At 72.5% G+C, this 26,554-nt stretch carries 26 protein-coding genes and 1 tRNA gene; 6 read left to right on the forward strand and 21 right to left on the reverse strand.

Features of this window, described 5'->3' with window-relative positions:
* Nucleotides 1-38: 38 nt before the first annotated feature.
* From GA0074696_RS29160 to GA0074696_RS29180, 5 genes are read right to left on the reverse strand one after another with little or no spacing between them, the layout of a single operon-like run.
* Entirely contained in the window at nucleotides 39-407 is a 369-nt protein-coding gene (locus GA0074696_RS29160; protein ID WP_088964053.1) for a GntR family transcriptional regulator, read from the reverse strand.
* Between the two features lies 1 nt (nucleotide 408).
* Nucleotides 409-1,344, reverse strand: coding sequence for a YihY/virulence factor BrkB family protein (locus GA0074696_RS29165; protein ID WP_088964881.1), 936 nt, complete (start codon nucleotides 1,342-1,344; stop codon nucleotides 409-411).
* Nucleotides 1,345-1,398: 54 nt separating this feature from the next.
* Complete coding sequence (locus tag GA0074696_RS29170) at nucleotides 1,399-1,944, reverse strand: 2'-5' RNA ligase family protein (RefSeq protein ID WP_231925189.1); 546 nt, start codon at nucleotides 1,942-1,944, stop codon at nucleotides 1,399-1,401.
* 43 nt (nucleotides 1,945-1,987) lie between these two features.
* Nucleotides 1,988-3,013 (reverse strand): tryptophan--tRNA ligase, encoded by a 1,026-nt coding sequence (gene trpS, locus GA0074696_RS29175; protein ID WP_088964055.1) that lies wholly within the window; start codon nucleotides 3,011-3,013, stop codon nucleotides 1,988-1,990.
* A gap of 33 nt (nucleotides 3,014-3,046) precedes the next feature.
* Nucleotides 3,047-4,060, reverse strand: a complete 1,014-nt coding sequence (locus GA0074696_RS29180; RefSeq protein ID WP_088964056.1) for a hemolysin family protein — start codon at nucleotides 4,058-4,060, stop codon at nucleotides 3,047-3,049.
* A 229-nt stretch (nucleotides 4,061-4,289) separates the two neighbouring features.
* On the opposite strand from GA0074696_RS29180, the gene galE reads away from it, so the two are divergent.
* Nucleotides 4,290-5,219 carry a UDP-glucose 4-epimerase GalE gene (galE, locus tag GA0074696_RS29185; protein ID WP_231925505.1) on the forward strand — a complete coding sequence of 310 codons (930 nt, stop codon included), beginning with the start codon at nucleotides 4,290-4,292 and terminating at the stop codon, nucleotides 5,217-5,219.
* Nucleotides 5,216-6,415: a galactokinase gene (gene galK / locus GA0074696_RS29190; protein ID WP_088964058.1), complete on the forward strand. Its 1,200-nt coding sequence runs from the start codon at nucleotides 5,216-5,218 to the stop codon at nucleotides 6,413-6,415. The genes galE and galK overlap by 4 nt, the downstream gene beginning before the upstream one ends.
* A gap of 107 nt (nucleotides 6,416-6,522) precedes the next feature.
* On the opposite strand, the gene cysN is transcribed toward galK, so the two are convergent.
* From cysN to GA0074696_RS29230, 8 genes are all read right to left on the reverse strand, one after another.
* Nucleotides 6,523-7,851 carry a sulfate adenylyltransferase subunit CysN gene (gene cysN, locus GA0074696_RS29195; protein ID WP_088964059.1) on the reverse strand — a complete coding sequence of 443 codons (1,329 nt, stop codon included), beginning with the start codon at nucleotides 7,849-7,851 and terminating at the stop codon, nucleotides 6,523-6,525.
* Entirely contained in the window at nucleotides 7,851-8,765 is a 915-nt protein-coding gene (gene cysD, locus GA0074696_RS29200; protein WP_088964060.1) for a sulfate adenylyltransferase subunit CysD, read from the reverse strand. Before cysD ends, cysN begins: the two co-directional genes overlap by 1 nt.
* Before the next feature lie 79 nt (nucleotides 8,766-8,844).
* The gene (locus tag GA0074696_RS29205; protein ID WP_088964061.1) at nucleotides 8,845-9,663 is read right to left on the reverse strand and encodes an inositol monophosphatase family protein; all 819 of its coding nucleotides are present in this window, start codon (nucleotides 9,661-9,663) and stop codon (nucleotides 8,845-8,847) included.
* Nucleotides 9,664-9,780: 117 nt separating this feature from the next.
* The gene (gene pth, locus GA0074696_RS29210) at nucleotides 9,781-10,371 is read right to left on the reverse strand and encodes an aminoacyl-tRNA hydrolase (RefSeq protein ID WP_088964062.1); all 591 of its coding nucleotides are present in this window, start codon (nucleotides 10,369-10,371) and stop codon (nucleotides 9,781-9,783) included.
* 95 nt (nucleotides 10,372-10,466) lie between these two features.
* Entirely contained in the window at nucleotides 10,467-11,174 is a 708-nt protein-coding gene (locus GA0074696_RS29215; RefSeq protein WP_088964063.1) for a 50S ribosomal protein L25/general stress protein Ctc, read from the reverse strand.
* A 287-nt stretch (nucleotides 11,175-11,461) separates the two neighbouring features.
* Complete coding sequence (locus GA0074696_RS29220) at nucleotides 11,462-12,442, reverse strand: ribose-phosphate diphosphokinase (RefSeq protein WP_088964064.1); 981 nt, start codon at nucleotides 12,440-12,442, stop codon at nucleotides 11,462-11,464.
* 54 nt (nucleotides 12,443-12,496) lie between these two features.
* A complete protein-coding gene (gene glmU, locus GA0074696_RS29225; RefSeq protein WP_088964065.1) occupies nucleotides 12,497-14,026 on the reverse strand; it encodes a bifunctional UDP-N-acetylglucosamine diphosphorylase/glucosamine-1-phosphate N-acetyltransferase GlmU in 1,530 nt (509 codons plus the stop codon).
* A 102-nt stretch (nucleotides 14,027-14,128) separates the two neighbouring features.
* A tRNA-Gln gene (locus GA0074696_RS29230) sits at nucleotides 14,129-14,200 on the reverse strand.
* Between the two features lie 202 nt (nucleotides 14,201-14,402).
* On the opposite strand from GA0074696_RS29230, the gene GA0074696_RS29235 reads away from it, so the two are divergent.
* Both GA0074696_RS29235 and GA0074696_RS29240 read left to right on the forward strand, forming a co-directional pair.
* Nucleotides 14,403-15,359: an acyl-CoA desaturase gene (locus GA0074696_RS29235; RefSeq protein ID WP_088964066.1), complete on the forward strand. Its 957-nt coding sequence runs from the start codon at nucleotides 14,403-14,405 to the stop codon at nucleotides 15,357-15,359.
* Between the two features lie 117 nt (nucleotides 15,360-15,476).
* Nucleotides 15,477-16,157, forward strand: coding sequence for a TetR/AcrR family transcriptional regulator (locus tag GA0074696_RS29240; RefSeq protein ID WP_088964067.1), 681 nt, complete (start codon nucleotides 15,477-15,479; stop codon nucleotides 16,155-16,157).
* A 12-nt stretch (nucleotides 16,158-16,169) separates the two neighbouring features.
* Here the strand turns inward: GA0074696_RS29240 and GA0074696_RS29245 are convergent, their stop codons facing one another.
* The 7 genes from GA0074696_RS29245 to GA0074696_RS29270 form a co-directional block, all read right to left on the reverse strand.
* Entirely contained in the window at nucleotides 16,170-16,646 is a 477-nt protein-coding gene (locus GA0074696_RS29245) for a DUF4383 domain-containing protein (RefSeq protein WP_088964068.1), read from the reverse strand.
* 238 nt (nucleotides 16,647-16,884) lie between these two features.
* Nucleotides 16,885-17,340, reverse strand: a complete 456-nt coding sequence (locus GA0074696_RS29250; protein WP_088964069.1) for a DUF4383 domain-containing protein — start codon at nucleotides 17,338-17,340, stop codon at nucleotides 16,885-16,887.
* Nucleotides 17,341-17,455: 115 nt separating this feature from the next.
* Nucleotides 17,456-19,258 (reverse strand): ABC-F family ATP-binding cassette domain-containing protein, encoded by a 1,803-nt coding sequence (locus tag GA0074696_RS29255; protein WP_088964070.1) that lies wholly within the window; start codon nucleotides 19,256-19,258, stop codon nucleotides 17,456-17,458.
* Between the two features lie 121 nt (nucleotides 19,259-19,379).
* A complete protein-coding gene (locus GA0074696_RS29260) occupies nucleotides 19,380-20,336 on the reverse strand; it encodes a 4-(cytidine 5'-diphospho)-2-C-methyl-D-erythritol kinase (protein WP_088964071.1) in 957 nt (318 codons plus the stop codon).
* A complete protein-coding gene (locus GA0074696_RS31040) occupies nucleotides 20,333-20,473 on the reverse strand; it encodes a hypothetical protein (protein ID WP_197700792.1) in 141 nt (46 codons plus the stop codon). Before GA0074696_RS31040 ends, GA0074696_RS29260 begins: the two co-directional genes overlap by 4 nt.
* A gap of 9 nt (nucleotides 20,474-20,482) precedes the next feature.
* The gene (rsmA, locus tag GA0074696_RS29265; protein ID WP_088964072.1) at nucleotides 20,483-21,352 is read right to left on the reverse strand and encodes a 16S rRNA (adenine(1518)-N(6)/adenine(1519)-N(6))-dimethyltransferase RsmA; all 870 of its coding nucleotides are present in this window, start codon (nucleotides 21,350-21,352) and stop codon (nucleotides 20,483-20,485) included.
* 31 nt (nucleotides 21,353-21,383) lie between these two features.
* Nucleotides 21,384-22,343 (reverse strand): TatD family hydrolase, encoded by a 960-nt coding sequence (locus tag GA0074696_RS29270; RefSeq protein ID WP_088964073.1) that lies wholly within the window; start codon nucleotides 22,341-22,343, stop codon nucleotides 21,384-21,386.
* 82 nt (nucleotides 22,344-22,425) lie between these two features.
* Here GA0074696_RS29270 and GA0074696_RS29275 point away from each other — a divergent pair, with 82 nt between their 5' ends.
* Both GA0074696_RS29275 and GA0074696_RS29280 read left to right on the forward strand, forming a co-directional pair.
* Nucleotides 22,426-23,652: a hypothetical protein gene (locus GA0074696_RS29275; protein ID WP_088964074.1), complete on the forward strand. Its 1,227-nt coding sequence runs from the start codon at nucleotides 22,426-22,428 to the stop codon at nucleotides 23,650-23,652.
* A 73-nt stretch (nucleotides 23,653-23,725) separates the two neighbouring features.
* A complete protein-coding gene (locus GA0074696_RS29280; RefSeq protein ID WP_088964075.1) occupies nucleotides 23,726-24,577 on the forward strand; it encodes an alpha/beta fold hydrolase in 852 nt (283 codons plus the stop codon).
* A gap of 64 nt (nucleotides 24,578-24,641) precedes the next feature.
* On the opposite strand, the gene metG is transcribed toward GA0074696_RS29280, so the two are convergent.
* Nucleotides 24,642-26,444, reverse strand: coding sequence for a methionine--tRNA ligase (metG, locus tag GA0074696_RS29285; protein ID WP_088964882.1), 1,803 nt, complete (start codon nucleotides 26,442-26,444; stop codon nucleotides 24,642-24,644).
* Nucleotides 26,445-26,554 lie beyond the last annotated feature (110 nt).

Here is a 26,554-nt window from a genome sequence, read left to right on the forward strand (position 1 = left end):
GCGCATCGGTCGGTTTCCTGACCTGTTCGTCCGTCGACTCAGCCCGGGCGGGCGGCGTCGAGAGCGGCGCGGACCAGGGCGAGTGCCCGATCCGGCGGCAAGCCGAGCCGCACCGCCTCGTCGGCGTACCGGGCCGCCGCCCGCTGCAACCGGTCGGTCGCATCGTCCCGGCCCGGCGCGACGTACGTCCCGTGCCGCCCCCGGGTCTCCAGCAGCCCGGCCGCCTCCAGCTCCCGGTACGCCCGCGCCACGGTGTTCGCCGCCAGCCCCAGCTCGGCGGCGAACTGGCGCACCGGCGGCAGCCGGGTGCCCACCGGCAGCCGCCCGTCGCCGATCATCGCGGCCAACTGCCCGCGCACCTGCTCGTACGGGGGCACCGCCGACCCCGGGTCGATCTCGATCAGCACGTCAGCCCGCCCCTCCCGGCGTCCCCGGATCGGTGTCCGGGTCCTTGTCGACGTCGAGGTCCGCCGGGACGGGCCCGTCGGAGAGGTCGACCACCCGCCCGTGCCGGCTGGTCGCGGCGAGCGCCGCGCCGAAGAGCACCAACTGGTTGAGCAGGTACAGGTAGAGCAGCAACCCGACCGCGCTGGCCACCACCGTGTACGCCGGGTTCCGCTCGGTGCGCACCACGTAGTAGCGCCCGACGGTGTTGAGCAGTGTGATGCCCACCGCGACGATCAGCACCACCGGCCGCAGCCGCCGGCGACTCATCCGCAGCCGGGGCACCGCCACCAGCAGCGCCGTCGCCAGCACCGCGTTGACCACCACGCTGAGCGCCGCGCTGACCGTGGTCAGCCCGACCGAGCCGGTGGCCCGCAGCAGGAAGCGCAGCAGGGACTCCAGGGCGTCGACGGCCGCCACCGAGATGCCGAGCATCACGAAGACCAGCAGCAGCACGCCCAGGTCGACCAGGCGGCGCACCACCAGGTTGCCGGGCTGCTGGTTGAAGCCGTACATCAGCCGCTGCGAGGAGCGGATCGCCTCCACCCAGCCGATCCCGGTGAAGACCAGGATGACCAGGCCGATCACGCCGACGGTGTTGCTGCTCTCGGCGATCTGCCCGGGGTCGAGGAACGGCAGGTTCTCCCGCAGGAAGTCCGCCGCGGCGTCGCTGACCTCGTCGTTGTCCTCCAGGATCGCCCCGAAGATCGAGTACGCCACCAGGGCGAGCGCGAAGACCGCGAAGAAGCCGTAGTAGGCGATCGCCGCGGCCAGCCGCCCGCCCAGCACGTTCCCGTAGAGGTCGATGGCCCGCCAGAGGTGGTCGAAGCGGGGCCACCGGTGCCGGGCCGTGGTGAACCGGCGGTCGATCCCGCCCGTCAGCCGGCCCCACGCGTCCACCACGTCATCCTCGCCGATCTCCCGCCGCGGGCGGGCCTGTGGCCACCGGCCCGGTCAGCCGCCGAGCCGGAAGTCCCGGCGGGGTTGCCACCGGGTCGCACCGCTGTGCGAGAAGAGCGTGAACGAGTCCACCTCGAACATGGCCGAGAAGTCGGCCAGGTCCTCGTACGCCCGGTCCAGCGCCTCGGGGGCGACGTCCTGCGCGACCGTGACGTGCGGGTGGTACGGGAAGCGGGCCTCCCGGTGCAGCTCGGGTGCGGCGTTGATGGCGGCGGCGAGCAGCTCGCACTCGCTGATCCCGGCGGCCACCGTCACGAACACCACCTGGGTCACCGGCCGGAACGTGCCCGTGCCGCGCAGGTGCAGGGTGAACGGCAGGTGCCGGGCGGCCACCCGGCTCAGGTGCTCCTCGACCGCCGGCAGCGCCACCACCGGGATCTCGGTGGGCCCGAGCAGCGTCACGTGCGCCGGGACCACCTGCGGGTCGCCGGACTCGGCCCGCCGCCGGGTGAGCATGCCGCCCCACGGCTCCGGGACGTCCACCGCGATCCCGATCTGGATGGTGCCGCCGTCCACCGGCGCCCCGTCCCTGCGATCCACGCTCCGCGCCACCCCTCCACCCGTACCCGTCGGCCCGGAGCCGCTACTCGAAGCGGACCGGGGGGAAGAACCCGATCCGGTCGTACGCGGCGCGCAGCGTCGGCGCGGCGACCGCGCGGGCCTTCTCGGCGCCGGCGGCGAGCAGCTTGTCCAGCTGCGCCGGGTCGTCGAGGTAGGCGCGGGTGCGCTCCTGGATCGGGGTGACGAACTCCCGGACCACCTCGCCGAGGTCCTTCTTGAGGTCGCCGTAGCCCTTGCCGGCGTACGCGGCGACCAGGTCGTCGATGCTCCGGCCGGACAGCGCCGAGTAGATGGTCAGCAGGTTGGAGATGCCCGGCTTGGTCTCGGTGTCGAAGACGATCTCGCGGCCGGTGTCGGTCACCGCGGAGCGGATCTTCTTGGCCGAGCGGGCCGGCTCCTCCAGCAGGTCGATGATGCCGGCCGGCGAGGACGACGACTTGGACATCTTCGCCGTCGGGTCCTGCAGGTCGGTGATCTTCGCGGTGTCCTTGACGATGTGCGGGGCGGGCACCGTGAAGGTCGGGCCGAACAGCGAGTTGAACCGCTGCGCCAGGTCGCGGGAGAGCTCCAGGTGCTGGCGCTGGTCCTCGCCGACGGGCACCGCGTTGGCCTGGTAGAGCAGGATGTCGGCGGCCTGCAGGATCGGGTACGTGAAGAGGCCGACGCTGGCCCGCTCGCTGCCCTGCTTCTGCGACTTGTCCTTGAACTGCGTCATCCGGCTGGCCTCGCCGAAACCGGTGATGCAGCCCAGCACCCAGGCCAGCTGCGAGTGCTCGGGCACCTGCGACTGGACGAACAGGGTGCTGCGCTCCGGGTCGATCCCGACCGCGAAGAGCTGCGCGGCGGCCACCCGGGAGCGCTGCTTCAGCACGGCCGGGTCGTGCCCCGCGGTGATCGCGTGCAGGTCGACCACGCAGTAGAACGCGTCGTGGGTCTCCTGCAGCGCCACCCAGTGCCGCACCGCCCCGAGATAGTTGCCGAGGTGGAACGAGTCGGCCGTCGGCTGGATGCCGGAGAAGACGCGCGGGCGGGCGGGAACGTCGGACATGACGGCAATTCTGTCAGCAACGCCCGGCGTACGTCATGACGGGCCGGCGGGTCGGCTCGCCGCCGGCCCGGCGGGGGTGGTGACCTCGCGCCGCTGCTCCGGCAGGCGGGCCGCGGAGACCGCGACCCGGGACACCCGGCGCCCCTCCAGGGCCAGCACCCGCAGCAGCCAGCCGTCGACCGGCTCGTCCGGCGCCTCGGCGTCGACGGAGGACACCGGCACCTCGTCGCCGGCCACCGGCAGCCGGCCGAGCGCCGCCATCAGGTAGCCGCCGACCGTCTCGTACGGCCCGACGGGCAGCGGCACCCCGGTGCGCTCGGCGAAGTCGGCGAGGTTGAGCCGGCCGTCCACCACGGCGGGCAGGCCCGCGTGCGCGGGCTCGAGGTCGCCGTCGTACTCGTCGTGGATCTCCCCGACCAGCTCCTCGATCAGGTCCTCACACGTGACGATGCCGGCGGTGCCGCCGTACTCGTCGACCACCACCGCCAGGTGGTGTCCCTCCTTGCGCATCTCGGTCAGGGCGGCGAGCACCCGCTTGCTGCCGGGCAGCTGTTTCACCTCGCGGGTCAGCTCGCCTACGGTGGTGCACGGGTCGAGGTCGGGGCGGAGCAGCACGTCCCGCAGGTGCACGAAGCCGACCACGTCGTCCTGGGTGCCGTCGACCACCGGGTAGCGGGTGTGCGTCTCGGCCCGGACCACCCGCTCGGCCTCGGCGATGGTCAGCCCGGCGGAGAGGAAGACGACCTCGGTGCGGGGCATCATCACCTCACGGACCAGGCTCGCGCCGGCCACCAGCACCTCGTCGATGATCCGCCGCTCGTCCGGGTCCAGCCGGGTGTTGGCCGCGACGAGGTCGCGCAGCTCGTCCTCGCTGATCCGCTCCCGCCCGGCCGCCGGGCTGGCGCCGAGCAGGTCGGTGACGAGGCGGGTGGCGCCGTCGGCGGCCCGGACGACGAGCCGGGCCACCGCCCGGGCGATCGGCCCGGGCCGGCGTCGGGGCCGCCCCGACGCGCGTCGACGCAGCCCGGGACCGCCCGCTTCCCGCATGAAAAAGATGGTAAGGCTGCGTGTCACCGCCGGCCGGCGATGTTCGGATCTGTTCAGTCGTGAAGGTTTATGATGGAATGAGGCCGGGCCGCGACGCTGAGCGCGGGCACAGCGTGCGGCCGTAGGGTGATCACGAACGGCCGCGACGGGACGCGGCCAGGCAGGAGGACCCGACGTGAAACTGCTCGTCACCGGCGGCGCCGGCTTCATCGGCAGCGTGGTGACCCGGATGCTGCTCGACAACGGCCACGACGTGACGGTCCTCGACGACCTGCGCACCGGCCACCGGGCCGCGCTCGCGCCGGACGCCACCCACGTCGAGCTGCCCGTCCACGAGGCCGCCCGGGTGCTCACCCCGGAGGCCGGCTTCGACGGGGTGCTGCACTTCGCCGCGCTGATCGCCGCCGGCGAGTCGATGGTCAAGCCGGAGCTGTACTGGCACGCCAACACGGTCAGCTCGATCGCCCTGATCGACGCCGTCCGCGCCGCCCGGGTGCCCCGGCTGGTCTTCTCCTCCACCGCCGCCGTCTACGGCAACCCCACCGAGCTGCCCATCCCGGAGACCGCGGCCAAGGCCCCCACCAACACGTACGGGGCCACCAAGCTCGCCGTCGACATGGCGCTCACCTCCGAGGCGATCGCCCACGACCTGGCCACCGTCTCGCTGCGCTACTTCAACGTCGCCGGGGCGTACCTCCGCGACGACCTGGCGATCGGCGAACGGCACGACCCGGAGACCCACCTGATCCCGATCGCGCTGGACGTCGCCGCCGGCCGGCGGGAGAAGCTCCAACTCTTCGGCGACGACTACCCCACCGTCGACGGCACCTGCGTGCGCGACTACATCCACGTGGCGGACCTGGCCCGGGCCCACCTGCTGGCGCTCAGCGCCGCCGTGCCCGGCCGGCACCGGATCTACAACCTGGGCAACGGCAACGGCTTCACCAACCGCCAGGTGGTCGACGTGGTCCGCGAGGTCACCGGACACCCGCTGCCGGTGGAGATCGCGCCGCGCCGCGAGGGCGACCCGGCCGAGCTGGTCGCCTCCGCCGCGCTGGCCCGCGAGGAGCTGGGCTGGACGCCGGAGAAGCCGACCCTGCACGACATGGTCGGCGACGCCTGGGCCTTCTACCGCGCGCACGTGCTGGGGCAGCGATGAGCGGGCCGGCCGCGCAGACCGCGCCGCCCGGGGCCGCGTCGGGCGACGTCGCGGCCCGCGCCGCCGCCGGCTTCCACGCCGGGTACGGCGAGCCGCCCGCCGGCCGCTGGGCGGCTCCCGGCCGGGCCAACCTGATCGGCGAGCACACCGACTACAACGACGGCTTCGTGCTCCCCTTCGCGCTGACCCTGCGGACCGTGGTCGCCGCCGCCCCGCAGCCCGGTGAGCGGTGGACGGTCCGGTCCGAGCTCTCCGCCGAGGCCGTGGAGTTCGGCGCCGACGAGGTCGACGAGCCGGGCCGGGTCACAGGTTGGGCGGCGTACGTGGCCGGGGTCGTCTGGGCGCTGCGCGAGGCCGGGTACGACGTGCCCGGTGCCCGGCTGGCGATCGCCTCCGACGTCCCGGTCGGCTCCGGCCTCTCCTCCTCGGCGGCCATCGAGGCGGCGGCGCTCGCCGCCCTGCTGGACCTGGGCGGGCTGGACCTGCCCGCCGAGAAGCAGCCACGGCTGGCCCAGCGGGCCGAGAACGCCTACGTCGGCGCGCCCACCGGGATCATGGACCAGTCCGCGGTGATCCGCTGCCGGGAGGGGCACGCCCTCTTCCTGGACTGCCGCACCGAGGCCGTCGAACACATCCCGTTCGACCTCGACGCCGCCGGGCTGGCCGTGCTCGTCATCGACAGCCGCGCACCGCACCGACACGCCGACGGCGAGTACGCCTCCCGCCGCGCCGCCTGCGAACGGGCCGCCTCGCTGCTCGGGGTGCCGGCGCTGCGGGACGTGCCGGTCGCCGACCTCGACGCCGCGCTGGCCCGGCTCGACGACGACGAGATCCGCCGCCGGGTCCGGCACGTGGTGACCGAGAACCAGCGGGTGCTGGACACCGCCGACCTGCTCCGCGCCGGCCGGGTACGCGAGATCGGCCCGCTGCTCACCGCCTCGCACGCCTCCATGCGGGACGACTTCGAGATCACCGTCCCGGAGATCGACACCGCGGTCGAGGCGGCCCTGGCGGCCGGCGCGCTCGGCGCCCGGATGACCGGCGGCGGCTTCGGCGGCTGCGTCCTCGCCCTGGTCGACGCCGACCGGGCCGACGCCGTCGCCCGCACCGTGACGGACGCCTACACCGACCGCGGCTTCCCCGCCCCCACCCACGTCACGGTCCTCCCCGCCCCCGGCGCCACCCGCCTCGACTAACCCCCCCTCGCCCCCCGACGTCGGGGGCCACTTACAGAGAAAGAGTGGCTATCCACGCTGGAATAGCCACTCTTTCTCTGTAAGTGCGTCCGCAAACCCGGGGTGGGTCAGGCGGTGTCGACGATCATGCCGGCGGCGACCGTGCGGTTGGTGGTCTCGTCGATGATGACGAAGCCGCCGGTGGTGCGGTTGCGGCGGTACTCGTCGGCGAGCAGCGGCACGGTGGTGCGCAGCCGCACCCGGCCGATCTCGTTGAGCTTCAGCTCGCCGGCCGCCTCGTCCCGGTGCAGGGTGTTGATGTCCAGCCGGTAGTGCAGGCCGCGCACGATCGCCCGGGCCGACCGGGTGGTGTGCTTGATCGCGTACTTGCCGCCGACCTGGAGCGGGCGGGTCTCGTCCATCCAGCAGACCATCGCCTCGATGTCCTGTGACACCGCCGGCGAGTTGTTCGGCCGGCAGATCATGTCGCCCCGCGAGATGTCGATCTCGTCTTCCAGGCGGACGGTCACCGACATCGGCGGGAACGCCTCGGCCACCGGGCCGTCCGCGGTCTCCACCGAGGAGATCCGGCTGGTGAAGCCGGAGGGCAGCACCATCACCTCGTCGCCCGGCTTGAGCACGCCCGAGGCCACCTGACCGGCGTAGCCGCGGTAGTCGGTGACGGTGGTGGACTGCGGACGGATCACGTACTGCACCGGGAACCGCACGTCGACCAGGTTGCGGTCGGAGGCGATGTGCACCCGCTCCAGGTGGTGCAGCAGCGACGGGCCCTCGTACCAGGGCATGTGCCCCGAGCGGGTGACGATGTTGTCGCCCTTGAGCGCGGAGATCGGCACCACGGTCAGGTCCGGCACGTCGAGCTTCGCGGCGAACGCGGTGAACTCGTCGGCGATCCGCTCGAAGACCTCCTGCGAATAGTCGACCAGGTCCATCTTGTTCACGCAGAGGACCAGGTGCGGCACCCGCAGCAGCGAGCAGAGGAAGGCGTGCCGGCGGGACTGCTCGACCAGGCCCTTGCGGGCGTCCACCAGGATCAGCGCCAGGTCGGCGGTCGAGGCGCCGGTGACCATGTTCCGGGTGTACTGGATGTGCCCCGGGGTGTCGGCGATGATGAACTTCCGCCGAGGGGTGGCGAAGTAGCGGTACGCCACGTCGATGGTGATGCCCTGCTCCCGCTCGGCGCGCAGGCCGTCGGTGAGCAGCGCCAGGTTGGTGTACTCGTCGCCCCGGGCCGCGCTGAGCGCCTCGACGGCGGCGAGCTGGTCGGTGAAGAGCGACTTGGTGTCGTACAGCAGGCGGCCGATGAGGGTGGACTTGCCGTCGTCGACGCTGCCGGCGGTGGCGAAGCGCAGCAGGTCCATCGGCCGGGCCTCCGGCCCGGCACCGGTGGCGGCGCGGCTGTCCGCCGCGCCCCCGGCGATGGTCTCGGTGCTCATCAGAAGTAGCCCTCCCGCTTGCGGTCCTCCATGGCGGCCTCGCTGACCCGGTCGTCGCCGCGGGTCGCGCCGCGCTCGGTGATCCGGGTGGCGGCCACCTCCTCGATCACCTTCTCCACCGTGTCGGCGTCCGAGCGGACGGCCGCGGTGCAGGAGGCGTCGCCCACGGTGCGGTAGCGCACCCGGGCCTTGAACCGCTCCTCCCCCGCCCGGGGGCGGAAGAACTCGTTCACCGCGTAGAACATGCCGTCGCGCTCCACCACCTCGCGCTCGTGCGCGTAGTAGATCGACGGCAGCGGGATGCGCTCGCGGGCGATGTAGTGCCACACGTCCAGCTCGGTCCAGTTGGACAGCGGGAAGACCCGGATCGACTCGCCCGGGTGGTGCCGGCCGTTGTAGAGCGACCACAGTTCGGGGCGCTGGTTCTTCGGGTCCCACTGGCCGAACTCGTCGCGGAAGCTGAACACCCGCTCCTTGGCGCGGGCCTTCTCCTCGTCACGGCGGGCGCCGCCGAAGAGCGCGTCGAAGCGGTGCTTCTCCACCGCGTCCAGCAGCACGGGGGTTTGGATCCGGTTGCGCATGCCGTCGCCGGACTCACGGACCATGCCGCTGGCCAGGGCCTCCGGCACGCTGGCCACGATCAGGTGCAGGCCCAGCTCGGCGACCCGCTGGTCGCGGTACTCCAGGACCTCGGGGAAGTTGTGCCCGGTGTCCACGTGCATGACCGGGAAGGGGATGTTGGCCGGGGCGAACGCCTTCTGGGCCAACCGGAGCATGACGATCGAGTCCTTGCCGCCGGAGAAGAGCAGCACCGGGCGCTCCATCTCCGCGACCACCTCGCGCATCACGAAGATGCTCTCCGCCTCGAGCGCGTCGAGGTGGGAGACCTGGTAGAAGCGGGCGGGGGCGGTCATGACACGGTCTCGATCGGCGCGGATCCGCTCATGGATTCCAGACCTTTCCGGTCGGATACATCAAGAACAAGCGCTCAGGCTACCCGGAATGTCTCTGCAACGCTGCAAGCAACCGAGTGGCGAGATCCTTGCGACAGACCAGCAGGTCCGGCAGCCGCGGATCCGCCTCGTTGTATTTCAGCGCAGAACCGTCGATCCGGGAAGCGTGCAGGCCGGTGGCCGTCGCCACAGCGACCGGGGCGGCCGAGTCCCACTCGTACTGGCCACCGGCGTGGATGTAGGCGTCCACTTCACCGGTCACCACCGCGGCGATCTTCGCACCGGCCGAACCCATCGGCACCAGGTGCGCGCCCACGTCCTCCGCCAGGTCGCTCAGGAACACCGGCGGCCGGCTCCGGCTCGCCGCCAGGCGCAGCGTCCGCCCGCCACCCGAGGTCGCCGCCTCCAACGTCAACGGCGGGTACGCCGGCGGGTAGTCCGTGCCGAGCACCCGGTGCTGCGCCGGCAGCCCCACCGCCCCGGCCACCAGCCCGTGCGGCGTCGGCGCGTTGCGCGCCCAGAGCGCCACGTGCACCGCCCAGTCCGAGCGTCCCTCCTCGGAGAACTCCCGGGTGCCGTCCAGCGGGTCGATGATCCACACCCGGTCGGCGGTCAGCCGGGACACCGCCCCGGGGCTCACCTCCGCCGCCCAGGCCAGCCGCGAGCCCTCGTCCTCCTCCGACAGGACCGCATCACCGGGCCGCCACCGGGCCAGCTCGGTACGGATCAGGTCGTGCGAGACCTTGTCCCCGGCCGACTTCAGGGCGCCCGCGTCGGCGAACCCCAGCTCGGCCCGCAATTGCAGCAGGGCCTGCCCGGCCCGCGCCGCCAGCCACCGGGCGAACGCGCTGTCGATCATCGGAGGACTGCCCACGTACCACTCCCGTCGCCTCGCCGCGATCCTGGTCGCGGGTCGCGGCACGCCAAGAGGCGCAGACTACCGGCCGGGGCGACCCGTTCCCGGTACGCCCCGCCCTCAGGCCCCGTGGTACGCGTTCTGCGTCGGCTCCACGCCCTTGGTGACCACCGACTCCACCACGTCCGCCGCCCGGTCCACCAGGAACTCCAGCTCCTTGCGCTCCGCAGCGCCGAAATCCGACAGTACATAGTCCGCCGGGTCCTGCCGCCCCGGCGGCCGGCCGATGCCGAACCGCACCCGGACGTACTCCTTCGTCCCCAGCGACTTCGACATCGAGCGCAGGCCGTTGTGCCCGCCCTCGCCGCCGCCGATCTTGATGCGCAGCTGCCCGTACGGGATGTCCAGCTCGTCGTGCACCGCGATCACCCGCTCAGCGGGGATCTTGTGGAACTGGGCCAGCGCCACCACCGGACCGCCCGAGAGGTTCATGTACGTCAGCGGCTTGACCAGCACCAGCTTCGGCCCACCGAACCCCAGCCGCCCCTCGGCGACCTCCGCCACCGCCCGCTTGTGCCGGCCGAACTTCGCGCCCACCCGGCCCGCCAGCAGGTCGGCAACCATGAAACCGACGTTGTGCCGGTTACCGGCGTACTCCCGACCGGGGTTGCCCAGGCCGACCACCAGCCACGGCCCCGCCTCGTCCGTCACGTCCCGTCCCTCCCCGCTCGGCACCCGTGTCCCGATACGCCGACAGGCGCCCCCGCTGTTCGCCGGGAGCGCCTGCCGTAAACGTTGCGAACCGATCAGGCCTCGGTCTTGGCCTCGGCGCTCTCCTCGCCACCGGCGGCGGCCGGCTCGCCGGCCTCGGCGCCCTCGGACGACTCGGCGGTCTCCTCGCCGACCCCGGCCTCGATCTCCTCGTCGGCCACCTCGACCTCGGGCAGGGTCGCCTCGAGCTGCTCGGCGGTCGGGGCGGCGGTCACCGAGGCGATCAACTGCTCCGCGTCGGCGGCCAGCTCGACGCCGGCCGGCAGCTGCACGTCGGCGGCGGTCACCTGGGTGCCGGCCTCCAGGCCCTCGATCGAGGCCTCCAGGTGGTCCGGCACCTTGGTGGCGTCGGCGGTCACCGACAGGGTGTCGTGGTCGTGCACGATCAGGGTGTCCCGGGCGGCCTCGCCGGTCAGCTGGACCGCGACCTCGACGGTGACCTTCTCGCCGCGGCGGACCAGCAGCAGGTCGACGTGCTCGAAGGTGTCCTTGATCGGGTCACGCTGGATCGCCTTCGGCAGCGCCAGCACCTGGGTGCCGTCGCTGACCTCGATCGCGAAGAGCTGGTTCGCGCCGCCCTTGCGGATCGCGGCCGCGAACTCGCGGGCCGGGAGCGCGATGTGCTTGGGCTTCTCGCCGTGGCCGTACAGCACGGCGGGCACCTTGCCGGCCCGGCGGGTACGACGGGCACCACCCTTGCCGAACTCGGTACGGGGCTCGGCGCTGATCTTTACCTCGGACACGGGGAAACTCCTGATGCTTTCGCTACGGCGGCTTGTCGACTTGCGGTGCTGGGGCGAGGGGCTCGCTGGGGCTCATGCGTCATGAACGACTGCCCGGAGCACCGCGTCGATGACGGTGCCTCCGTGCGGTGCTTTTCAGCGACCCGCCGGGCACCCTCGCCGTGGCAACCGCACCAGTCTACCCGAGCTGATTCCAAGGTTTCCGGCAGTCCCCTCATCACCGTCCCCGCCGGCGCGTCGGCCGGCGGGAACGGTGCCGCGCCGCGGTCACCGCCGCGGCGCCGCGCTCAGCTCAGGCCGCCGAAGAGGGTGGTCACCGACCCGTCGTCGAAGACCTCGCGGATCGCCCGGGCCAGCAGCGGCGCGATCGACAGCACGGTGAGCTTGTCGAGCTGCTTCTCCGGCGGGAGCGGCAGCGTGTTGGTCACCACGATCTCGCTGATCGGGCTGTTCTTCAGCCGCTCGGTCGCCGGGTCCGACAGCAGGGCGTGGGTGGAGGCGACGACAATCTCCGCCGCGCCCGACTCCTTGAGGATGTCGGCGGCCTTGCTGATCGTGCCACCCGTGTCGATCATGTCGTCAACGATCAGGCAGACCCGACCCTCGACCTCACCGACCACCCGGTTCGCCACCACCTGGTTCGGCTTCAGCGGGTCCCGGGTCTTGTGGATGAACGCCAGCGGGCAACCGCCCAGCCGGTCGGTCCACCGCTCGGCCACCCGCACCCGGCCCGAGTCCGGCGCGACCACCGTCATCGGCCGGCCGGCGTACTTGTGCTCCACGTACTCGGCGAGGATGTCCATCGCGAAGAGGTGGTCCACCGGGCCGTCGAAGAAGCCCTGGATCTGCGCGGTGTGCAGGTCGACCGTGAGGATCCGGTTCGCGCCGGCGGTCTTGAGCAGGTCGGCCACCAGCCGGGCCGAGATCGGCTCCCGACCGCGGTGCTTCTTGTCCTGCCGGGCGTACGGGTAGAACGGCAGCACCACGGTGATCCGCTTGGCCGAACCGCGCTTCAACGCGTCGATCATGATCAGGGTCTCCATGACCCAGGTGTTCACCCCGTGCGTGACGGACTGCACCACGAAGGCGTCCGAACCGCGCACCGAGTCCTTGAACCGTACGAAGATCTCACCGTTGGCGAACTCGTACGCGTCGGAAGGCGTCGGCGCGACGCCGAGCACCTCACCGATCTCCTTGGCAAGCTCCGGAAAGCCACGTCCGGAGAAGAGCATCAGGCTCTTGCGGTTTTCGGCGACGATGCTGCCCATGGGCCCGTCTGCTCCCGTTGGTCGGTGGTTCCCGGCGGCGGTGGTGGCCGGGGACTATTCGGTTGCAGTATCCCCCGCGGCCGAAGGCCGTCCCACGGTCTCGGCACCCCCGTGGATTGCCTCACCTTCCCTTGCGACCGGCGTGTCGGCCGACGCACCCTCCGCCAGCGCGCGCTCCGCCGCCGCGGCCGACACCGTGCCGGCCCGCTTGCGGGCCACCCAGCCCTCGATGCTGCGCTGCGGGGCCCGGGTCACCCCGAGCGCGCCCGGCGGCACGTCCTGCGAGATCGCGCTGCCCGCCGCCACGTACGCCCCCGCGCCCACCTCGACCGGCGCGATCAGGCTGGTGTCACAGCCGATGAAGGCCGCCTCGCCCACCACGGTGCGGTGCTTGTTCACCCCGTCGTAGTTCACGAAGATCGTCGCCGCGCCGATGTTGGCCTTCGCCCCGATCGTCGCGTCACCCACGTACGACAGGTGCGGCACCTTGGCGCCCGGGCCGACCTCGGAGTTCTTCACCTCGACGAACGTGCCGACCTTCGACTTCTCGGCCAGCCGGGCGGCCGGGCGCAGGTACGCGTACGGCCCCACGCTGGCCCCCGGACCCACCTCGGCGCCCACCGCGTGGCTGCGCAGCACGGTCGCCGCCGCCCCCACCACGGTGTCGATCAGCGTCACGTCCGGCCCGACGACGGCCTGCGCGGCGACCGCCGTCGTGCCCCGCAGCTGGGTGTTCTGGTCGATCACCGCGTCCCGCTCCACGGTGGCGGTGACGTCGATCCAGGTGGTCTCCGGGTCGAGGATGCTCACCCCGGTCCGCATCCACGCCTCGTTGACCCGGTCGCGCAGCAGCCGGCGCAGTCCCGCCAGCTCCACCCGGTCGTTGCAGCCCAGCGTCTCGACGTGGTCCGCGGCGACGTGCACGCCCACCGGCTCCCCGGCCGAGACGAGCAGGCCGAAGACGTCGGTGAGGTACTCCTCGCCCTGCTCGTTGTCGGTGGAGAGCTTGCCGAGCGCGTCCCGCAGCCGCACCGCGTCGAACGCGTAGATGCCGGCGTTGATCTCCCGCAGCGCGCGCTGCGCCGGGGTCGCGTCCCGCTCCTCGACGATCTGCTCCAGCCGCCCCGCGGCGTCGCGCACGATCCGGCCCAGGCCGGTCGGGTCGGGCACCTCGGCCGCGAGCACGGTCGCCGCTGCGCCCTCGCCCTCGTGCGCCGCCACCAGCGCGGCCACCGTCTCGGCGCGCAGCAGCGGGACGTCCCCGTTGATCACGACCACCGTGCCGGAGGCTTCCGGCACCGCCTCCAGCGCGATCCGGACGGCATGCCCGGTGCCGAGCTGCTGCGCCTGGAGAACCGGGGTGGCGTCCGGGGCGATCTCGGTCAGGTGCGCCCGGACCTGCTCGGCGCCGTGACCGACCACCACCACGGTGCGGTCGGCGGCCAGCGGCGCGGCCGCGGTCAGCACGTGACCGAGCAGGGTACGACCGAGCAGCGGGTGCAGCACCTTGGGCAGCGCCGACTTCATCCGCTTGCCCTCACCGGCGGCGAGCACGACGACGGTACGGAGGTGGGGCTGGGGCACGACGTGGCTCCCGTCGGGAAGGCGACAGTCTCGCGGCCATGCTAACCAGACTGCGGGGCACTTGGTCCCATACCCCACGGGCGGCGCGGTAACAGAGAAAGGCTCGGCCGCCAGGGTTCGAACCTGAAACACGGGTACCAAAGACCCGGGTGTTGCCAATTACACCACGGCCGATTGTGACGCAAGACAGCTTACCGCCTCCCTCTCAGCGGCCCCACCCCTACGTGATCGCTGCACGAGCCCTCTGATCGGATCACTCACGGCGGAGAACTTGGAACAGGCGCAGCTCCTTCATTCATGTCCGCAACTGTTCACTCCAACAGGGCGGGGCCCTAAGTTACGGTGACGTAGGCGTATATCTGCGCTGGGAGGTGCCATGTCGACCGTGACGGACGAGAGTGCCACCGGGCCGAAGCCACTCACCCAGGGCCCGCAGTCCACGGGCATCCTGATCGCCCTGTGGGCCTTCGTGGTCGTACCCTTCCTGGCCCTGCTCGCCGCGGTCCCGGTGGCCTGGGGCGGTTGGCTGAGCGGCCCGGACCTGGCCATCGCGGCCTTCTGGTATCTGCTCTCCGGGCTGGGCATCACCATCGGCTACCACCGGTACTTCACCCACGGCTCGTTCAAGGCCCCGCGCCCGATGCGGGTGGCGTTGGCGGTGGCGGGGTCGTTCGCCGTGCAGGGCGAGATCATCCAGTGGGTCGCCGACCACCGCCGGCACCACGCGTTCTCCGACGCCGAGGGTGACCCGCACTCGCCGTGGCGCTACGGCGAGAGCGTCCGCGGGCTGGCCCGGGGCCTGTTCCACGCCCACGTGGGCTGGCTGTTCGGCCGGGAGCTGTCCAACCGGGCCCGGTTCGCCCCGGACCTGCTGGCCGACCGCGACACCCGGCGGGTGGACCGGCTCTTCCCGCTGCTGGTGGCGGTCTCGGTGCTGGGGCCGGCGGTGATGGGCGGCCTGGCGACCTGGTCCTGGTCCGGGGCGTGGACGGCGCTCTTCTGGGGCGGTCTGGTCCGCATCGCGTTGCTGCACCACGTGACCTGGTCGATCAATTCGGTCTGCCACGTCTACGGCGAGCGGCCGTTCGCGGTGCGGCAGGGCGACCGGGCGTCGAACTTCTGGCCGCTGGCGCTCCTGTCGTTCGGCGAGAGCTGGCACAACCTGCACCACGCCGACCCGACGAGCGCGCGCCACGGCGTGCTGCGCGGCCAGGTGGACATCTCCGCCCGGGTGATCTGGCTGCTGGAGAAGGCGGGCGCGGCGCGGGACGTCCGCTGGCCGAAACCGGAGCGGATCGCCGCCAAGCTGGTGAAGCCGGCCGCACGACGCTGAAACCGGGCGATGCCCGCGGAGGTTACCTGACAGTATGGCCGGGTGACCGAGGCAGACGGGCACGGCGGCAGGAACATCCCACGACAGGGCGTCACCGAGCGCCGGCGAGGTGACGAGATGGCGGACGAGGCCACCGACGGACGGCGGCGGGCGGCAGCCGCGGCGGCGGCCGCGAAGCCCACCTCCCGGGTACGCATGTCCGCGGCGCAGCGGCGGGAGCAACTGATCTCGATCGGCCGGCAGATCTTCGCCGAGCGCGGTTTCGACGCCACCTCCATCGAGGAGGTGGCGTCGCGGGCCAAGGTGTCCAAGCCGGTGATCTACGAGCACTTCGGCGGCAAGGAGGGCCTCTACGCGGTGGTGGTCGACCGCGAGGTGCGGGCCCTGCTGGACCGGATCACCACGGCGCTGACCGCCGGGCATCCGCGCGAGCTGCTGGAGCAGGCGGCGCTGGCGCTGCTCACCTACATCGAGGAGGAGACCAGCGGGTTCCGGGTGCTGGTCCGGGAGTCGCCGCTGATGTCGGCGACGGGCAACTTCAGCAGCGTGATGAACGACGTCGGGCATCAGGTGGAGCACATCCTGGCGGCCGAGTTCTCCACCCGGGGGTACGACCCGAAGCTGGCCGAGCTCTACTCGCAGGCCCTGGTCGGGATGGTGGCGTTGACCGGCCGCTGGTGGCTGGAGGTGCGCAAGCCGCGCAAGGAGACGGTGGCGGCGCACCTGGTGAACCTGTCCTGGAACGGGCTGTCCCACCTGGAGGCGAAGCCGGGTCTGATCACCCGCAAGCGGGCCTGACCGCCGGCCGGTTCAGCGGGCGCCGGCCCCGGAGATCGGGTGTTGCCGGCGGCGGCGCTCCGCTTCGGCGTGCTCGTCCGTGCCGACCTTGTCGTAGAGGCCGGTGGCGAGCAGCAGCAGGCCGAAGAGCATCGACACGATCACCGTGGACATGGAGAAGTTGAGGAAGTTCGCGGTGGTCTGCAGGACGGACATCATGGCGATGCTGGTGACCATGAAGACCGCCCCGGCGGTGAGGTTCATGTAGTGGCCGAGGTTGCCGCGCCGGGACGCTCCGATCATCAGCACGATCCCGAAGACCACGGAGACCAGCGAGAACGCCAGGTTGGTGCGGAGCCCGAGCGCCCAGTTGGAGCCCCGGCCGAAGAGCGGCTGCCCCCAGGTCTCGAAGACGCCCCAGACGCCGAAGACGAAGATGTAGAGCCCGACCAGCCCGGCGAAGACCCGGTACAGCGGGCGCGCGGGGTGGTTCACCGGAAAGTGCGCCATGACCCTCCGTCCGAGAAGACCTCTTTCCGGAGGATTCTCCCCCAGACCGGACCCCTCCGTCCGGCAAACAGCCGGGCAGCCGCGCCAACGAAAGATCCAGCCCCGCCCGGGAGCAAGCCACGGACGAAGCGGGACCACGGACGGTTTTCGCCGGAGCCCGACCCGCGCAGGGATCAAGCCTGACCGCCCGGAGCGGGTCGGGCTCCGGCGAAACCCGAAGCGCGACCGAAGTAGAGGATCAGAGGACGAGCCGGGCCTTCTCCCAGGCGTCCTTCTCCTCGTCGGTGCCGACCTTGCCGTACATGCCGGCCATCAGCAGGACCAGGCTGAGCGTCAGCACCACGATCACGGTGACGACGCTGAAGTTGCCGATGTTGGCGTCGGTCTGCAGGAACGCCAGCTCGGCCAGGCCGAGCACCATCAGGCCGTAGGCCAGGAACTGGTTGATCGCCACGTCGAGGTTGCGGCCGATCACGGTGCCGGCCAGCACGACGATGCCGAGCAGGATGCTCAGCAGCGAGAACCCGAGGTTCGTCCCCTGACCCAGGACCTTGGTGTCATCCTGGGCGAAGAGGTCGTTGCCGGCGCTCGCGATGACGCCGAGCACACCGAAGACCACCAGGTACAGACCAACGAGCCCGCCGATCGCCCGGTAGATCGGCCGCGCGGGGTGGTTGACGGGGGTATGGGCCATGTCTGAGTCTCCAACGCCGTGGGGATGAGAGAGGTCGACGACGATTGTCCCGCACGCCGGGATGTGACGCCGCACACGGCCCCCGTCTCGTGGCGGGACGGGCGCGCGGCGGCGGTCAGACCGGCGGAATCTCGTCGGCCAGGGTGAGCCAGGTCTCCTCGGTCCGCTCGCGCTCGGCGCGTACCTCCTTGAGCTGCGCGTCGAGGTCGGCGACCTTGGCGTAGTCGGTGGCGTTCGCGGCGAGCTGGTCGAGCAGCCCGGTCTCCTTCTGGTCCAGCTTGGCGATCTGCCGTTCCAGCCGGCTCAGCTCCTTGCGGGCCTGCCGGGCCTCGGCGGCGGACATGCCGGTCGCAGCCGCGGCGCCCGGGGCGGCCGTGGGAGCCGCCGGGATCCGCGCCGGCTCCGCGCCACCGGCCCGCGACAGGTACTCGTCGACCCCGCCGGGCAGGTGCACCAGCCGGCCGTCGCCGAACATCCCGTACGCGACGTCGGTGACCCGCTCGATCAGGTAACGGTCGTGGCTGGCCACGATGATCGTCCCGGGCCAGGAGTCGAGCAGGTCCTCCAGCGCGGCCAGGGTGTCGGTGTCCAGGTCGTTGGTGGGCTCGTCGAACAGGAGCACGTTGGGCTCACCGGCGAGCAGCCGGAGCATCTGCAACCGGCGGCGCTCCCCACCGGAGAGGTCGTTGACCGGCGTCCAGAGCCGCCGGTCGTCGAAGCCGAAGATCTCGGCGAGCTGGGCGGCCGAGATCTCCCGGTCGCCGAGCTGCACCCGGCGGGCGATCTCCTCGACCGCTTCCAGGACGCGCAGGTGACCCGGGAGTTCGGCCAGTTCCTGCGACAGGAACGCGGGCCGGACGGTGGAGCCGGTGTGGAACCAGCCGCCGTCGGGCCGGCTGACGCCGGCGAGCATCCGCAGCAGAGTGGTCTTGCCGGCGCCGTTGCGGCCGAGGATGGCGATCCGGTCACCGGGGCCGACCTGCCAGGTGGTGTCGTGCAGGATCTCCTTCGGGCCGGCGTGCAGGCGGACGTGCTCCAGGTCGTACACCTGCTTGCCGAGCCGGGCGGTGGCGAGCCGTTGCAGCGACATGGTGTCGCGCGGCGGCGGGACGTCGGCGATGAGCGCGTTGGCCGCGTCGATCCGGAACCGCGGCTTGGAGGTACGGGCGGGCGGGCCGCGGCGCAGCCAGGCGATCTCCTTGCGGAGCAGGTTCTGCCGGCGGGCCTCGGTGGCCGCGGCGACCCGTTCCCGCTCGACACGAGCGAGGGTCCAGGCGGCGAAGCCGCCCTCGTAGGCGCGGACGGCCTGGTCGCCAACCTCCCACGTGTTGGTGCAGACCGCGTCCAGGAACCACCGGTCGTGGGTGACCACGACCAGCGCGCCCTTGCGGCTGACCAGGTACTTCGCCAACCAGTCGACCCCGCCGACGTCGAGGTGGTTGGTGGGCTCGTCGAGGATCAGCAGGTCCGACTCGCGGACCAGCAGCGCGGCCAGCGCGACCCGGCGCCGCTCGCCGCCGGACATCGGCCCGACGGGCTGGTCGAGGCCGAGGTGCGGCATGCCGAGGCCGTCGAGGATGGCCCGGACGCCGGCGTCGCCGGCCCACTCGTGCTCGGCGCCCATGCTCTGGCCGAGCCAGGCGGTGCCGAGCACCACGTCGCGGACGGTGGCCTCGGGGGCGAGGGTGAGGCTCTGGGGCAGCCAGAGGACCCGCAGGTCGCGGCGGTGGGTGACCCGGCCGTCGTCCGGTTCCTCCTGCTTGGTGAGCATCCGCAGCAGGGTGGACTTGCCGGCGCCGTTGAGGCCGACCACGCCGATCCGGTCGGCGTCGTCGAGGCCGAGCGAGACGTCGGTGAGCAGCGGCCCGGCAGCGCCGTACCCCTTGGACACCCGGTCCAGGTTGACGATGTTGGCCACGACCTCACCTCCCATGATCAAGGCGTCCCGGTGCCGGCTGGCACCTGGGGACGCCTGACCTCCAAGGGTACGCGGGCCGCCCGGCCGCCCGCGCCGCGCGGCTCCGGCCGGGACGCGCCGGTCAGGTGATGCGGGCTCCGGCGACCGGCCCGTGGGCGACCCGGGCCTCCCGGCACACCTCGGCCGCCTCCAGCTCGCCCGCGATCCGCTCGGCGTGGGCGGCGTCGGTGGCGAGGAAGACGCAGGTGGGGCCGGAGCCGGAGACGATGCCGGCCAGCGCGCCGGCCGCCTCGCCGGCCTTGAGGGTCTCGGCCAGCGACGGGCGCATCGCCAACGCGGCGTCCTGCAGGTCGTTGCCGAGGGTGGCGGCGAGCACCCGGGGGTCGCGCTGGCGCAGCGCGGCGAGCAGGGCGTCGGTGCTGCCCAGCGGCTCACCGGCGCGGCCGGCGTCGCGGAGCCGGTCCAGCTCCCGGTAGGCCGCCGGGGTGGACAGGCCGCCGTCGGCGACGGCGACCACCCAGTGCCAGGAGGTGGGGCGGGCCAGCACCGGGCTGACCGCCTCGCCCCGGCCGGTGCCCAGCGCGGTGCCGCCGTGGATCAGGAAGGGCACGTCCGAACCGAGGTCCGCGGCGATGCCGGCCAGCTCGTCGCGGGACAGCCCGGTGCCCCAGAGCGCGTCGCAGGCGACCAGCGCCGCGGCCGCGTCGGCGCTGCCGCCGGCCAGGCCACCGGCGAGCGGGATCTGCTTGCGCAGGTGCAGCCGGGCGTGCGGCATCACCCCGGCGTACCCGGCGAGGGCGTGGGCGGCCCGGATCACCAGGTTGGTGTCGTCCAGGGCCAGCTCGCCGGCGCCCTCACCCTCCATGGTCAGGGTGAGCGTGTCGCCCCGGCGGGCGGTGAGCTCGTCGTGGATGGAGATGGCGTGGTAGACGGTGTTCAGCTCGTGGTAGCCGTCGCGGCGCAACGGCCCCACCCCGAGGTGCAGGTTGACCTTCGCCGGCACCCGGACGCGGACCGGTCCGCTGGCGCCGCGCCGCTGCTGCTCGTCGTCTTCGTCCGGTCGCCAGGCCTCGGTCACGGGGCGAGGTCCCGCCGGCGCGGGCGGATGTCGAACGGCTTCTCCACGATCAGCTCCTCGGCGGAGTCGGCGGCCGGCTCGCAGCGGCCGTCAACCAGGTCGTACGCGCACACGTGCGGCGTGTCCCCGGCGGACACGGCGCCAGCCTACTGGGCGGCGGGCGCGGCGGCCGGAGCCGACGCGGCGATGGCGGCGAACTGCTCCACGGTGAGTGACTCACCGCGCGCGCCGGGGTCGACGCCGGCGGCCGTGAGCGCCGCGGCGGCCCGGTCGGCGCCGCCGGCCCAGCCGGCCAGCGCGGCGCGCAGGGTCTTGCGGCGCTGCGCGAACGCGGCGTCCACCACGGCGAAGACGCGTTCCCGGGAGACGTCGGCGCGGGGCGGTTCGCGGCGGGTGAAGGCAACCAGGCCGGAGTCGACGTTGGGCACCGGCCAGAACACGTTCGGTGGCACCTTGCCGGCGGCTCGGGCCCGGGAGTACCAGGCCAGCTTCACCGACGGGACGCCGTACACCTTGGAGCCGGGACCGGCGACGAGCCGGTCGGCGACCTCCTTCTGCACCATCACCAGGCCGTGGCACAGGGTGGGCAGCTCGGCCAGCAGGTGCAGCACCACCGGCACCGCGACGTTGTAGGGCAGGTTCGCCACCAGTGCGGTCGGGGCCGGGTCGGCCAGGTCGGCGGCGCGGACCCGCAGCGCGTCGGCGTGGTGCACGGTGAGCCGGGCGGCGTCCGGGCCGGCGTGCCGGGCGGCGGTCTCCGGCAGCGCGCCGGCCAGCGTCCGGTCGATCTCCACGGCGTGCACGTGGGCGGCGACCGGCAGCAGGGCCAGGGTGAGCGAGCCGAGCCCCGGCCCGACCTCCAGCGCCACGTCGTCCGGGGCCAGCCCGGCGGCGGTGACGATCCGGCGGACCGTGTTCGGGTCGTGCACGAAGTTCTGGCCGAGCTTCTTGGTGGGGGCGACGCCCAGCCGGGCGGCCAGTTCCCGGATCTCCGCCGGGCCGAGGAGTCCGGTCACGCCCGTAGCGTATCGGCGGGACCGGGCCCGCTCACCACGGGCCGAAGACCCGGTCGCCGGTGGCGGAGATGGCGGCGCAGAGTTCGTCGAGGTCCGCGCCGGTGGTATCGGCCAGGAACCGGACCGTCAGCGGGATCAGGTACGACGCGTTCGGCCGCCCCCGGTGCGGCATCGGGGTCAGGTACGGCGCGTCGGTCTCCACCAGGAGCTGGTCGAGCGGGGTGAGCGCGGCGGCCTCGCGCAACGCGCCGGCGCTGCCGAAGGTGACGGTGCCGGCGAAGCTGAGCAGGTAGCCCCGGCGGACGCACTCGGCGGCGAACTCGGCGTCGCCGGAGAAGCAGTGCAGCACCACCGTGTCCGGCGCGCCCTCGTCGTCGAGGACGCGCAGCACGTCGGCGTGCGCGTCCCGGTCGTGGATCACCAGGGCCTTGCCGTACCGCTTGGCGATGGCGATGTGCGCCCGGAAGCTCTCCTCCTGCGCGGCCCGCCCCTCGTCGCCGGTACGGAAGAAGTCCAGCCCGGTCTCGCCGACGCCCCGGACCCGGTCCCGGGCGGCGAGCGCCTCGATCTCGCGCAGCGCCTCGTCGAGGTCGGCCAGCCGGGGCGCCTCGTTCGGGTGCAGCGCGACGGTGGCGAGCACCGCCCGGTACTTCTCGGCGACGTCGGCGCCCCAGCGGGAGGAGTCCACGTCGACCCCGACCTGGACCAGCCGGTCCACGCCGACGGCGGCGGCCACCTCGACCGCGGCGGCGACCGGGTCGTCGGCGGGACCGCCGCCGTCCTCGTCGTGCTCGCGACTGCGGGGCTCGCAACCCCGGCTCACTCCTCGCGCTCGCGGAGGGACCCCCGCCTCGCTGACCGTGATGTCCAGGTGGGTGTGGCTGTCGAGCACGGGGCGGGGCAACGCCTCCGGCGCGGGCGGGAACTCCCCGGCCCGGCGGGCGGCCCGCTGCTTGCGGGTTTCGGTCGGCTCACTCATCGCGGCCAGCATCACACACCGCCACCGGGCCATGTCTCCGGGACGCCATCGACTGTTCACCCGCCTGGCATGAGCCGCGATTACCGTCTGCAGGATGACCGTCACCCGTCAGGCCAGCGACACCGGGTTGCGCGTCGTCCACGAGGGCACGACGTACCCGGCGGAGGAGATCGCCCGGGGCGCGGCGTACGAGTTGTTCCGCGCCGACGAGGCACCCGGTTTCGAGTGGGCGCCCCGGCCCGGCTCGGCGCTGCCGTGGCGCAGGTTCGTCCACGTGACCGAGGTCGACGCGGTGCAGGGGGCGGCGGAGCCGGCCGAGGAGCCGGAGACGCCGCTGCTGGTGCCGCTGCACCGGGAGCGCGGCTGGGCGTACGTGCACCAGCTCAGCCAGCAGCCGACGGCGGCCGGGGACCTGACGCTCACCACGGTCCGCGCCTCGGCGGTGGTGCGGCGCGGCACCCGGATGGTCAAGGTGCTCTCCGCCCAGCAGCTCGCCGGCTACGTGCGGGGTTGGCTGCCGCACGGCTTCTGCTACCGGGAGCACGACGTGGCACACCTGCGTACGCCGGCGGCGCTGGCGGTGCTGCGCGGCGACGGCGCGGGCGGTGGCGACGACGTGGCGTACGTGCTGCGCTGGCGGGCGGCCGACCCGGTCGACTACGAGGTGCCCGCCGGCCCGGCGCACCGGGGCCTGCTGGCGCTGCCGCCCCGGGACCGGCTCGGCCCGCCGGTGCTGGGCACCGGCTTCGTGCCGAGCAGCGTGCAGCTGATCCCCGAGTTCGTCACCCGGGACTGCGCCGACCTGCCGCTACCGGCGAACGCCACCCTGCTCGCGTACACCCCCGAGGGGGTGGAGGTGGTGCTCTACAGCTACCAGGCGGAGCAGCGCGGCTGGCTGCGGATGGTCGGCCCGCAGTGGCGGCACCTGCTCACCGCGGTGCCGGAGCTCCCCCCGGACCAGGAATACCTGCCCACCGGCGACGCGCCCCGCTCCACCCAACTGGTGGGCGGCCACGGCGGCACCGAGTACGAGGCGGTGGCCGACCTGCCCGGCGGGTTCCGGGTGCTGGCGATGACCCGGGCCGCCCGCTACCCGGTGGAGTGGGTGGCCCGGCGGCTGCGGTACGCGCGCTGGCGGGACGTGCCGTGCCTGGTGTTGCGGGAGGAGGCGGGGTGGCTGCGGTTGCGGCTGTGCCGACCGGACCCGGATTCCGTGGTCGGCACCGGGTCGCAGTGCCAGGAACGGGGCGTCTTCGAGACGTGGGCGCCGGGGGCGGAGGTCACCGACGACCAGGTGGTGGACCAGCCGTACGCACTGTAGAGCCGGGTGCGCATAACGGGCAGCGGGTCGGGAAAGCGCGGGGCGCCCGACATTCACGGATCAGGAGACCCGCATGCCTTTCATCACCGTCGGGGCGGAGAATTCCGCCCCCATCGACCTGTACTACGAGGATCACGGCTCCGGCCAGCCGGTGGTGCTGATCCACGGGTTCCCGTTCAACGGCGCGACCTGGGAGAAGGTCTCCATCCCGCTGCTGAACGCCGGCTACCGGGTGATCACGTACGACCGGCGGGGCTTCGGCGCTTCCGGCCAGCCGGCGACGGGGTACGACTACGACACCTTCAGCGCGGACCTCGACGTGCTGATGACCGAGCTGGACCTGCGGGACGTGATGCTCGTGGGGCACTCGATGGGCACCGGTGAGGTGACCCGCTACCTGGGCACGTACGGGTCGAGCCGGGTGAGCAAGGCGGTGCTGCTGGCGCCGCTGGCGCCGTTCCTGTTGAAGACGGCGGACGACCCGGAGGGCGTCGACAAGAAGCTCTTCGACGGCTTCCAGCAGGCCATCCTGGCCGATCGGTTCGCCTACCTGACGTCCTTCTGCGACGCCTTCTTCAACTACTCGGAGAACAAGGGCAGGTGGGTCAGCGAGGAGGCGTACCGGGCGCACTGGAACATCGGCACGATGGCCTCGGCGAAGGGCACCCACGACAGCGTGAGCGCCTGGCAGACCGACTTCCGGGGCGACCTGCCCAGGATCGACGTGCCGGTGCTGATCGTGCAGGGCGACAAGGACAACGTGCTGCCGTACCCGGTGACCGGGCAGCGGCTCCAGCCGATGCTGCCGGGCAGCCAGCTGATCACGTTGAAGGGTGCCCCGCACGGCACACCGTGGACGCACGCCGACGAGGTCACCAGGGCGATGATGGATTTCTTCAGCCAGCCCAGCATGGCCCGCGCCTGACGACGGAGGCGGAAAGATCGGCGGCGCGGCCCCGGGGGAACCCGTGGGCCGCGCCGCGTGGGTCTCAGCCGGCCAGGCGGGCCAGCTCCTCCTCGACGATGGACGGGTCGAGCTTGCGGAAGACCGGCTTCGGCGCCGCGAGCGTCCGGCCGGCCTGCACGGGTACGGACTCCCAGCGCGTTCCGACCGTGTAGTCGCCGGTCAGCACCGGGTACGCCGGCCCGCCGTCGAGGTCGTCGACCTCCTCGATGACCGGCATCGGCGCGTGCACGCCGGTGCCGCCGAGCAGCTCGTGGACCTTCTGCGCGGAGTGCGGCAGGAACGGGGTGAGCAGCGTGTTGGCGTCGCTGACCACCTGGAGGGCGACGTGCAGGATGGTGCCCATCCGGGGCTTGTCCGCCTCGTCCTTGAGCTTCCACGGGGCCTGCTCGGAGAGGTACTTGTTGGCCTCGGCGACCACCTTCATCGCCTCGCCGATGGCCTGCTTCTGCCGGTGCTTGGCGATCAGGTCGCCGACCGTGGTGAAGCCGGCCCGGGCGGTGGCGAGCAGCGCCTCGTCGGCCTCGGTGAGCCCGGCCGGGTCGACCGGCGGGATCGCGCCGAAGTTCTTCGCCGCCATCGAGACCGACCGGTTGACCAGGTTGCCCCAGCCGGCGACCAGCTCGTCGTTGTTGCGGCGGAGGAACTCCGCCCAGGTGAAGTCGGTGTCGTTGCTCTCCGGGCCGGCGACGGCGATGAAGTAGCGCAGCGCGTCGGCGTCGTAGCGCTCCAGGAAGTCCCGGACGTAGATGACCACCTTGCGGGACGAGGAGAACTTGCGCCCCTCCATGGTCAGGTACTCGCTGGAGACCACCTCGGTGGGGAGGTTGAGCCGGCCCAGCTCGCCCGGCTCGCCGTCGTTGCTGCCCTCGCCGGAGTAACCGGAGAGCAGCGCCGGCCAGATCACCGAGTGGAAGACGATGTTGTCCTTGCCCATGAAGTAGTAGCCGCGGGCGTCCTTGCCCTCGCCGTCGGCCGACCACCACTTCCGCCACGCCTCCGGGTCGCCGGTGCGGCGGGCCCACTCGATGGAGGCCGACAGGTAGCCGATCACCGCGTCGAACCAGACGTAGATCCGCTTGTCGCCGCGGTCACGCCAGCCGTCGAGCGGGATCGGCACGCCCCACTCCAGGTCCCGGGTGATGGCCCGGGGCTGGAGGTCGTCGAGCAGGTTCTTCGAGAAGCGCAGCACGTTGGGCCGCCAGCCCTCCCGGGTGTCCAGCCACTGCCGCAGCACGTCGGCCAGCGCGGGCAGGTCCAGGAAGAAGTGCTCGGTCTCGACGAACTTCGGCGTCTCGCCGTTGATCTTCGACTTGGGGTCGATCAGGTCGATCGGGTCGAGCTGGTTGCCGCAGTTGTCGCACTGGTCGCCGCGGGCGCTGTCGTAGCCGCAGATCGGGCAGGTGCCCTCGATGTAGCGGTCCGGCAGGGTCCGGCCGGTGGACGGGGAGATCGCGCCGGTGGTGACCTTGGGCACGATGTAGCCGTTGCGGTGCAGCCCCTGGAAGAGCTCCTGCACCACCGCGTAGTGGTTGCGGGTGGTGGTGCGGGTGAACAGGTCGTAGGAGAGCCCCAGCGCCCGCAGGTCCTCGGCGATCACCCGGTTGTACCGGTCGGCCAGCTCGCGGGGGGTGACCCCTTCGGCGTCGGCCTGCACCTGGATCGGGGTGCCGTGCTCGTCGGTGCCGGAGACCATGAGCACGTCGTGGCCGGCCATCCGCATGTACCGGGCGAAGACGTCGGAGGGAACGCCGAAACCGGAGACGTGGCCGATGTGGCGCGGGCCGTTGGCGTACGGCCAGGCGACCGCCGCGAGAACGTGACTCATGACCAGCAAGCCTAGTGACCGCGCCCCGGTGGCCGCGAACCAATAGGCCTCCCCGTGTCGGGGCCGACACCGCCGACGGTCGATTCACCCCCGGCCGTTCGTCCGATTTG

Source organism: Micromonospora purpureochromogenes, assembly GCF_900091515.1.
In the GTDB taxonomy this organism is placed as follows: Bacteria; Actinomycetota; Actinomycetes; order Mycobacteriales; family Micromonosporaceae; genus Micromonospora; species Micromonospora purpureochromogenes.

Bases quoted from the DNA above. Each gene is read 5' to 3' on its own strand.
- trpS (WP_088964055.1), bottom strand. From the start codon at position 3,013: ATGTCCGACGTTCCCGCCCGCCCGCGCGTCTTCTCCGGCATCCAGCCG.
- GA0074696_RS29180 (WP_088964056.1), bottom strand. From the start codon at position 4,060: ATGCGGGAAGCGGGCGGTCCCGGGCTGCGTCGACGCGCGTCGGGGCGG.
- galE (WP_231925505.1), top strand. From the start codon at position 4,290: ATGCTGCTCGACAACGGCCACGACGTGACGGTCCTCGACGACCTGCGC.
- galK (WP_088964058.1), top strand. From the start codon at position 5,216: ATGAGCGGGCCGGCCGCGCAGACCGCGCCGCCCGGGGCCGCGTCGGGC.
- cysN (WP_088964059.1), bottom strand. From the start codon at position 7,851: ATGAGCACCGAGACCATCGCCGGGGGCGCGGCGGACAGCCGCGCCGCC.
- cysD (WP_088964060.1), bottom strand. From the start codon at position 8,765: ATGACCGCCCCCGCCCGCTTCTACCAGGTCTCCCACCTCGACGCGCTC.
- GA0074696_RS29205 (WP_088964061.1), bottom strand. From the start codon at position 9,663: ATGATCGACAGCGCGTTCGCCCGGTGGCTGGCGGCGCGGGCCGGGCAG.
- GA0074696_RS29220 (WP_088964064.1), bottom strand. From the start codon at position 12,442: ATGGGCAGCATCGTCGCCGAAAACCGCAAGAGCCTGATGCTCTTCTCC.
- GA0074696_RS29235 (WP_088964066.1), top strand. From the start codon at position 14,403: ATGTCGACCGTGACGGACGAGAGTGCCACCGGGCCGAAGCCACTCACC.
- GA0074696_RS29240 (WP_088964067.1), top strand. From the start codon at position 15,477: ATGGCGGACGAGGCCACCGACGGACGGCGGCGGGCGGCAGCCGCGGCG.
- GA0074696_RS29245 (WP_088964068.1), bottom strand. From the start codon at position 16,646: ATGGCGCACTTTCCGGTGAACCACCCCGCGCGCCCGCTGTACCGGGTC.
- GA0074696_RS29250 (WP_088964069.1), bottom strand. From the start codon at position 17,340: ATGGCCCATACCCCCGTCAACCACCCCGCGCGGCCGATCTACCGGGCG.
- GA0074696_RS29270 (WP_088964073.1), bottom strand. From the start codon at position 22,343: ATGCTGGCCGCGATGAGTGAGCCGACCGAAACCCGCAAGCAGCGGGCC.
- GA0074696_RS29275 (WP_088964074.1), top strand. From the start codon at position 22,426: ATGACCGTCACCCGTCAGGCCAGCGACACCGGGTTGCGCGTCGTCCAC.
- GA0074696_RS29280 (WP_088964075.1), top strand. From the start codon at position 23,726: ATGCCTTTCATCACCGTCGGGGCGGAGAATTCCGCCCCCATCGACCTG.
- metG (WP_088964882.1), bottom strand. From the start codon at position 26,444: ATGAGTCACGTTCTCGCGGCGGTCGCCTGGCCGTACGCCAACGGCCCG.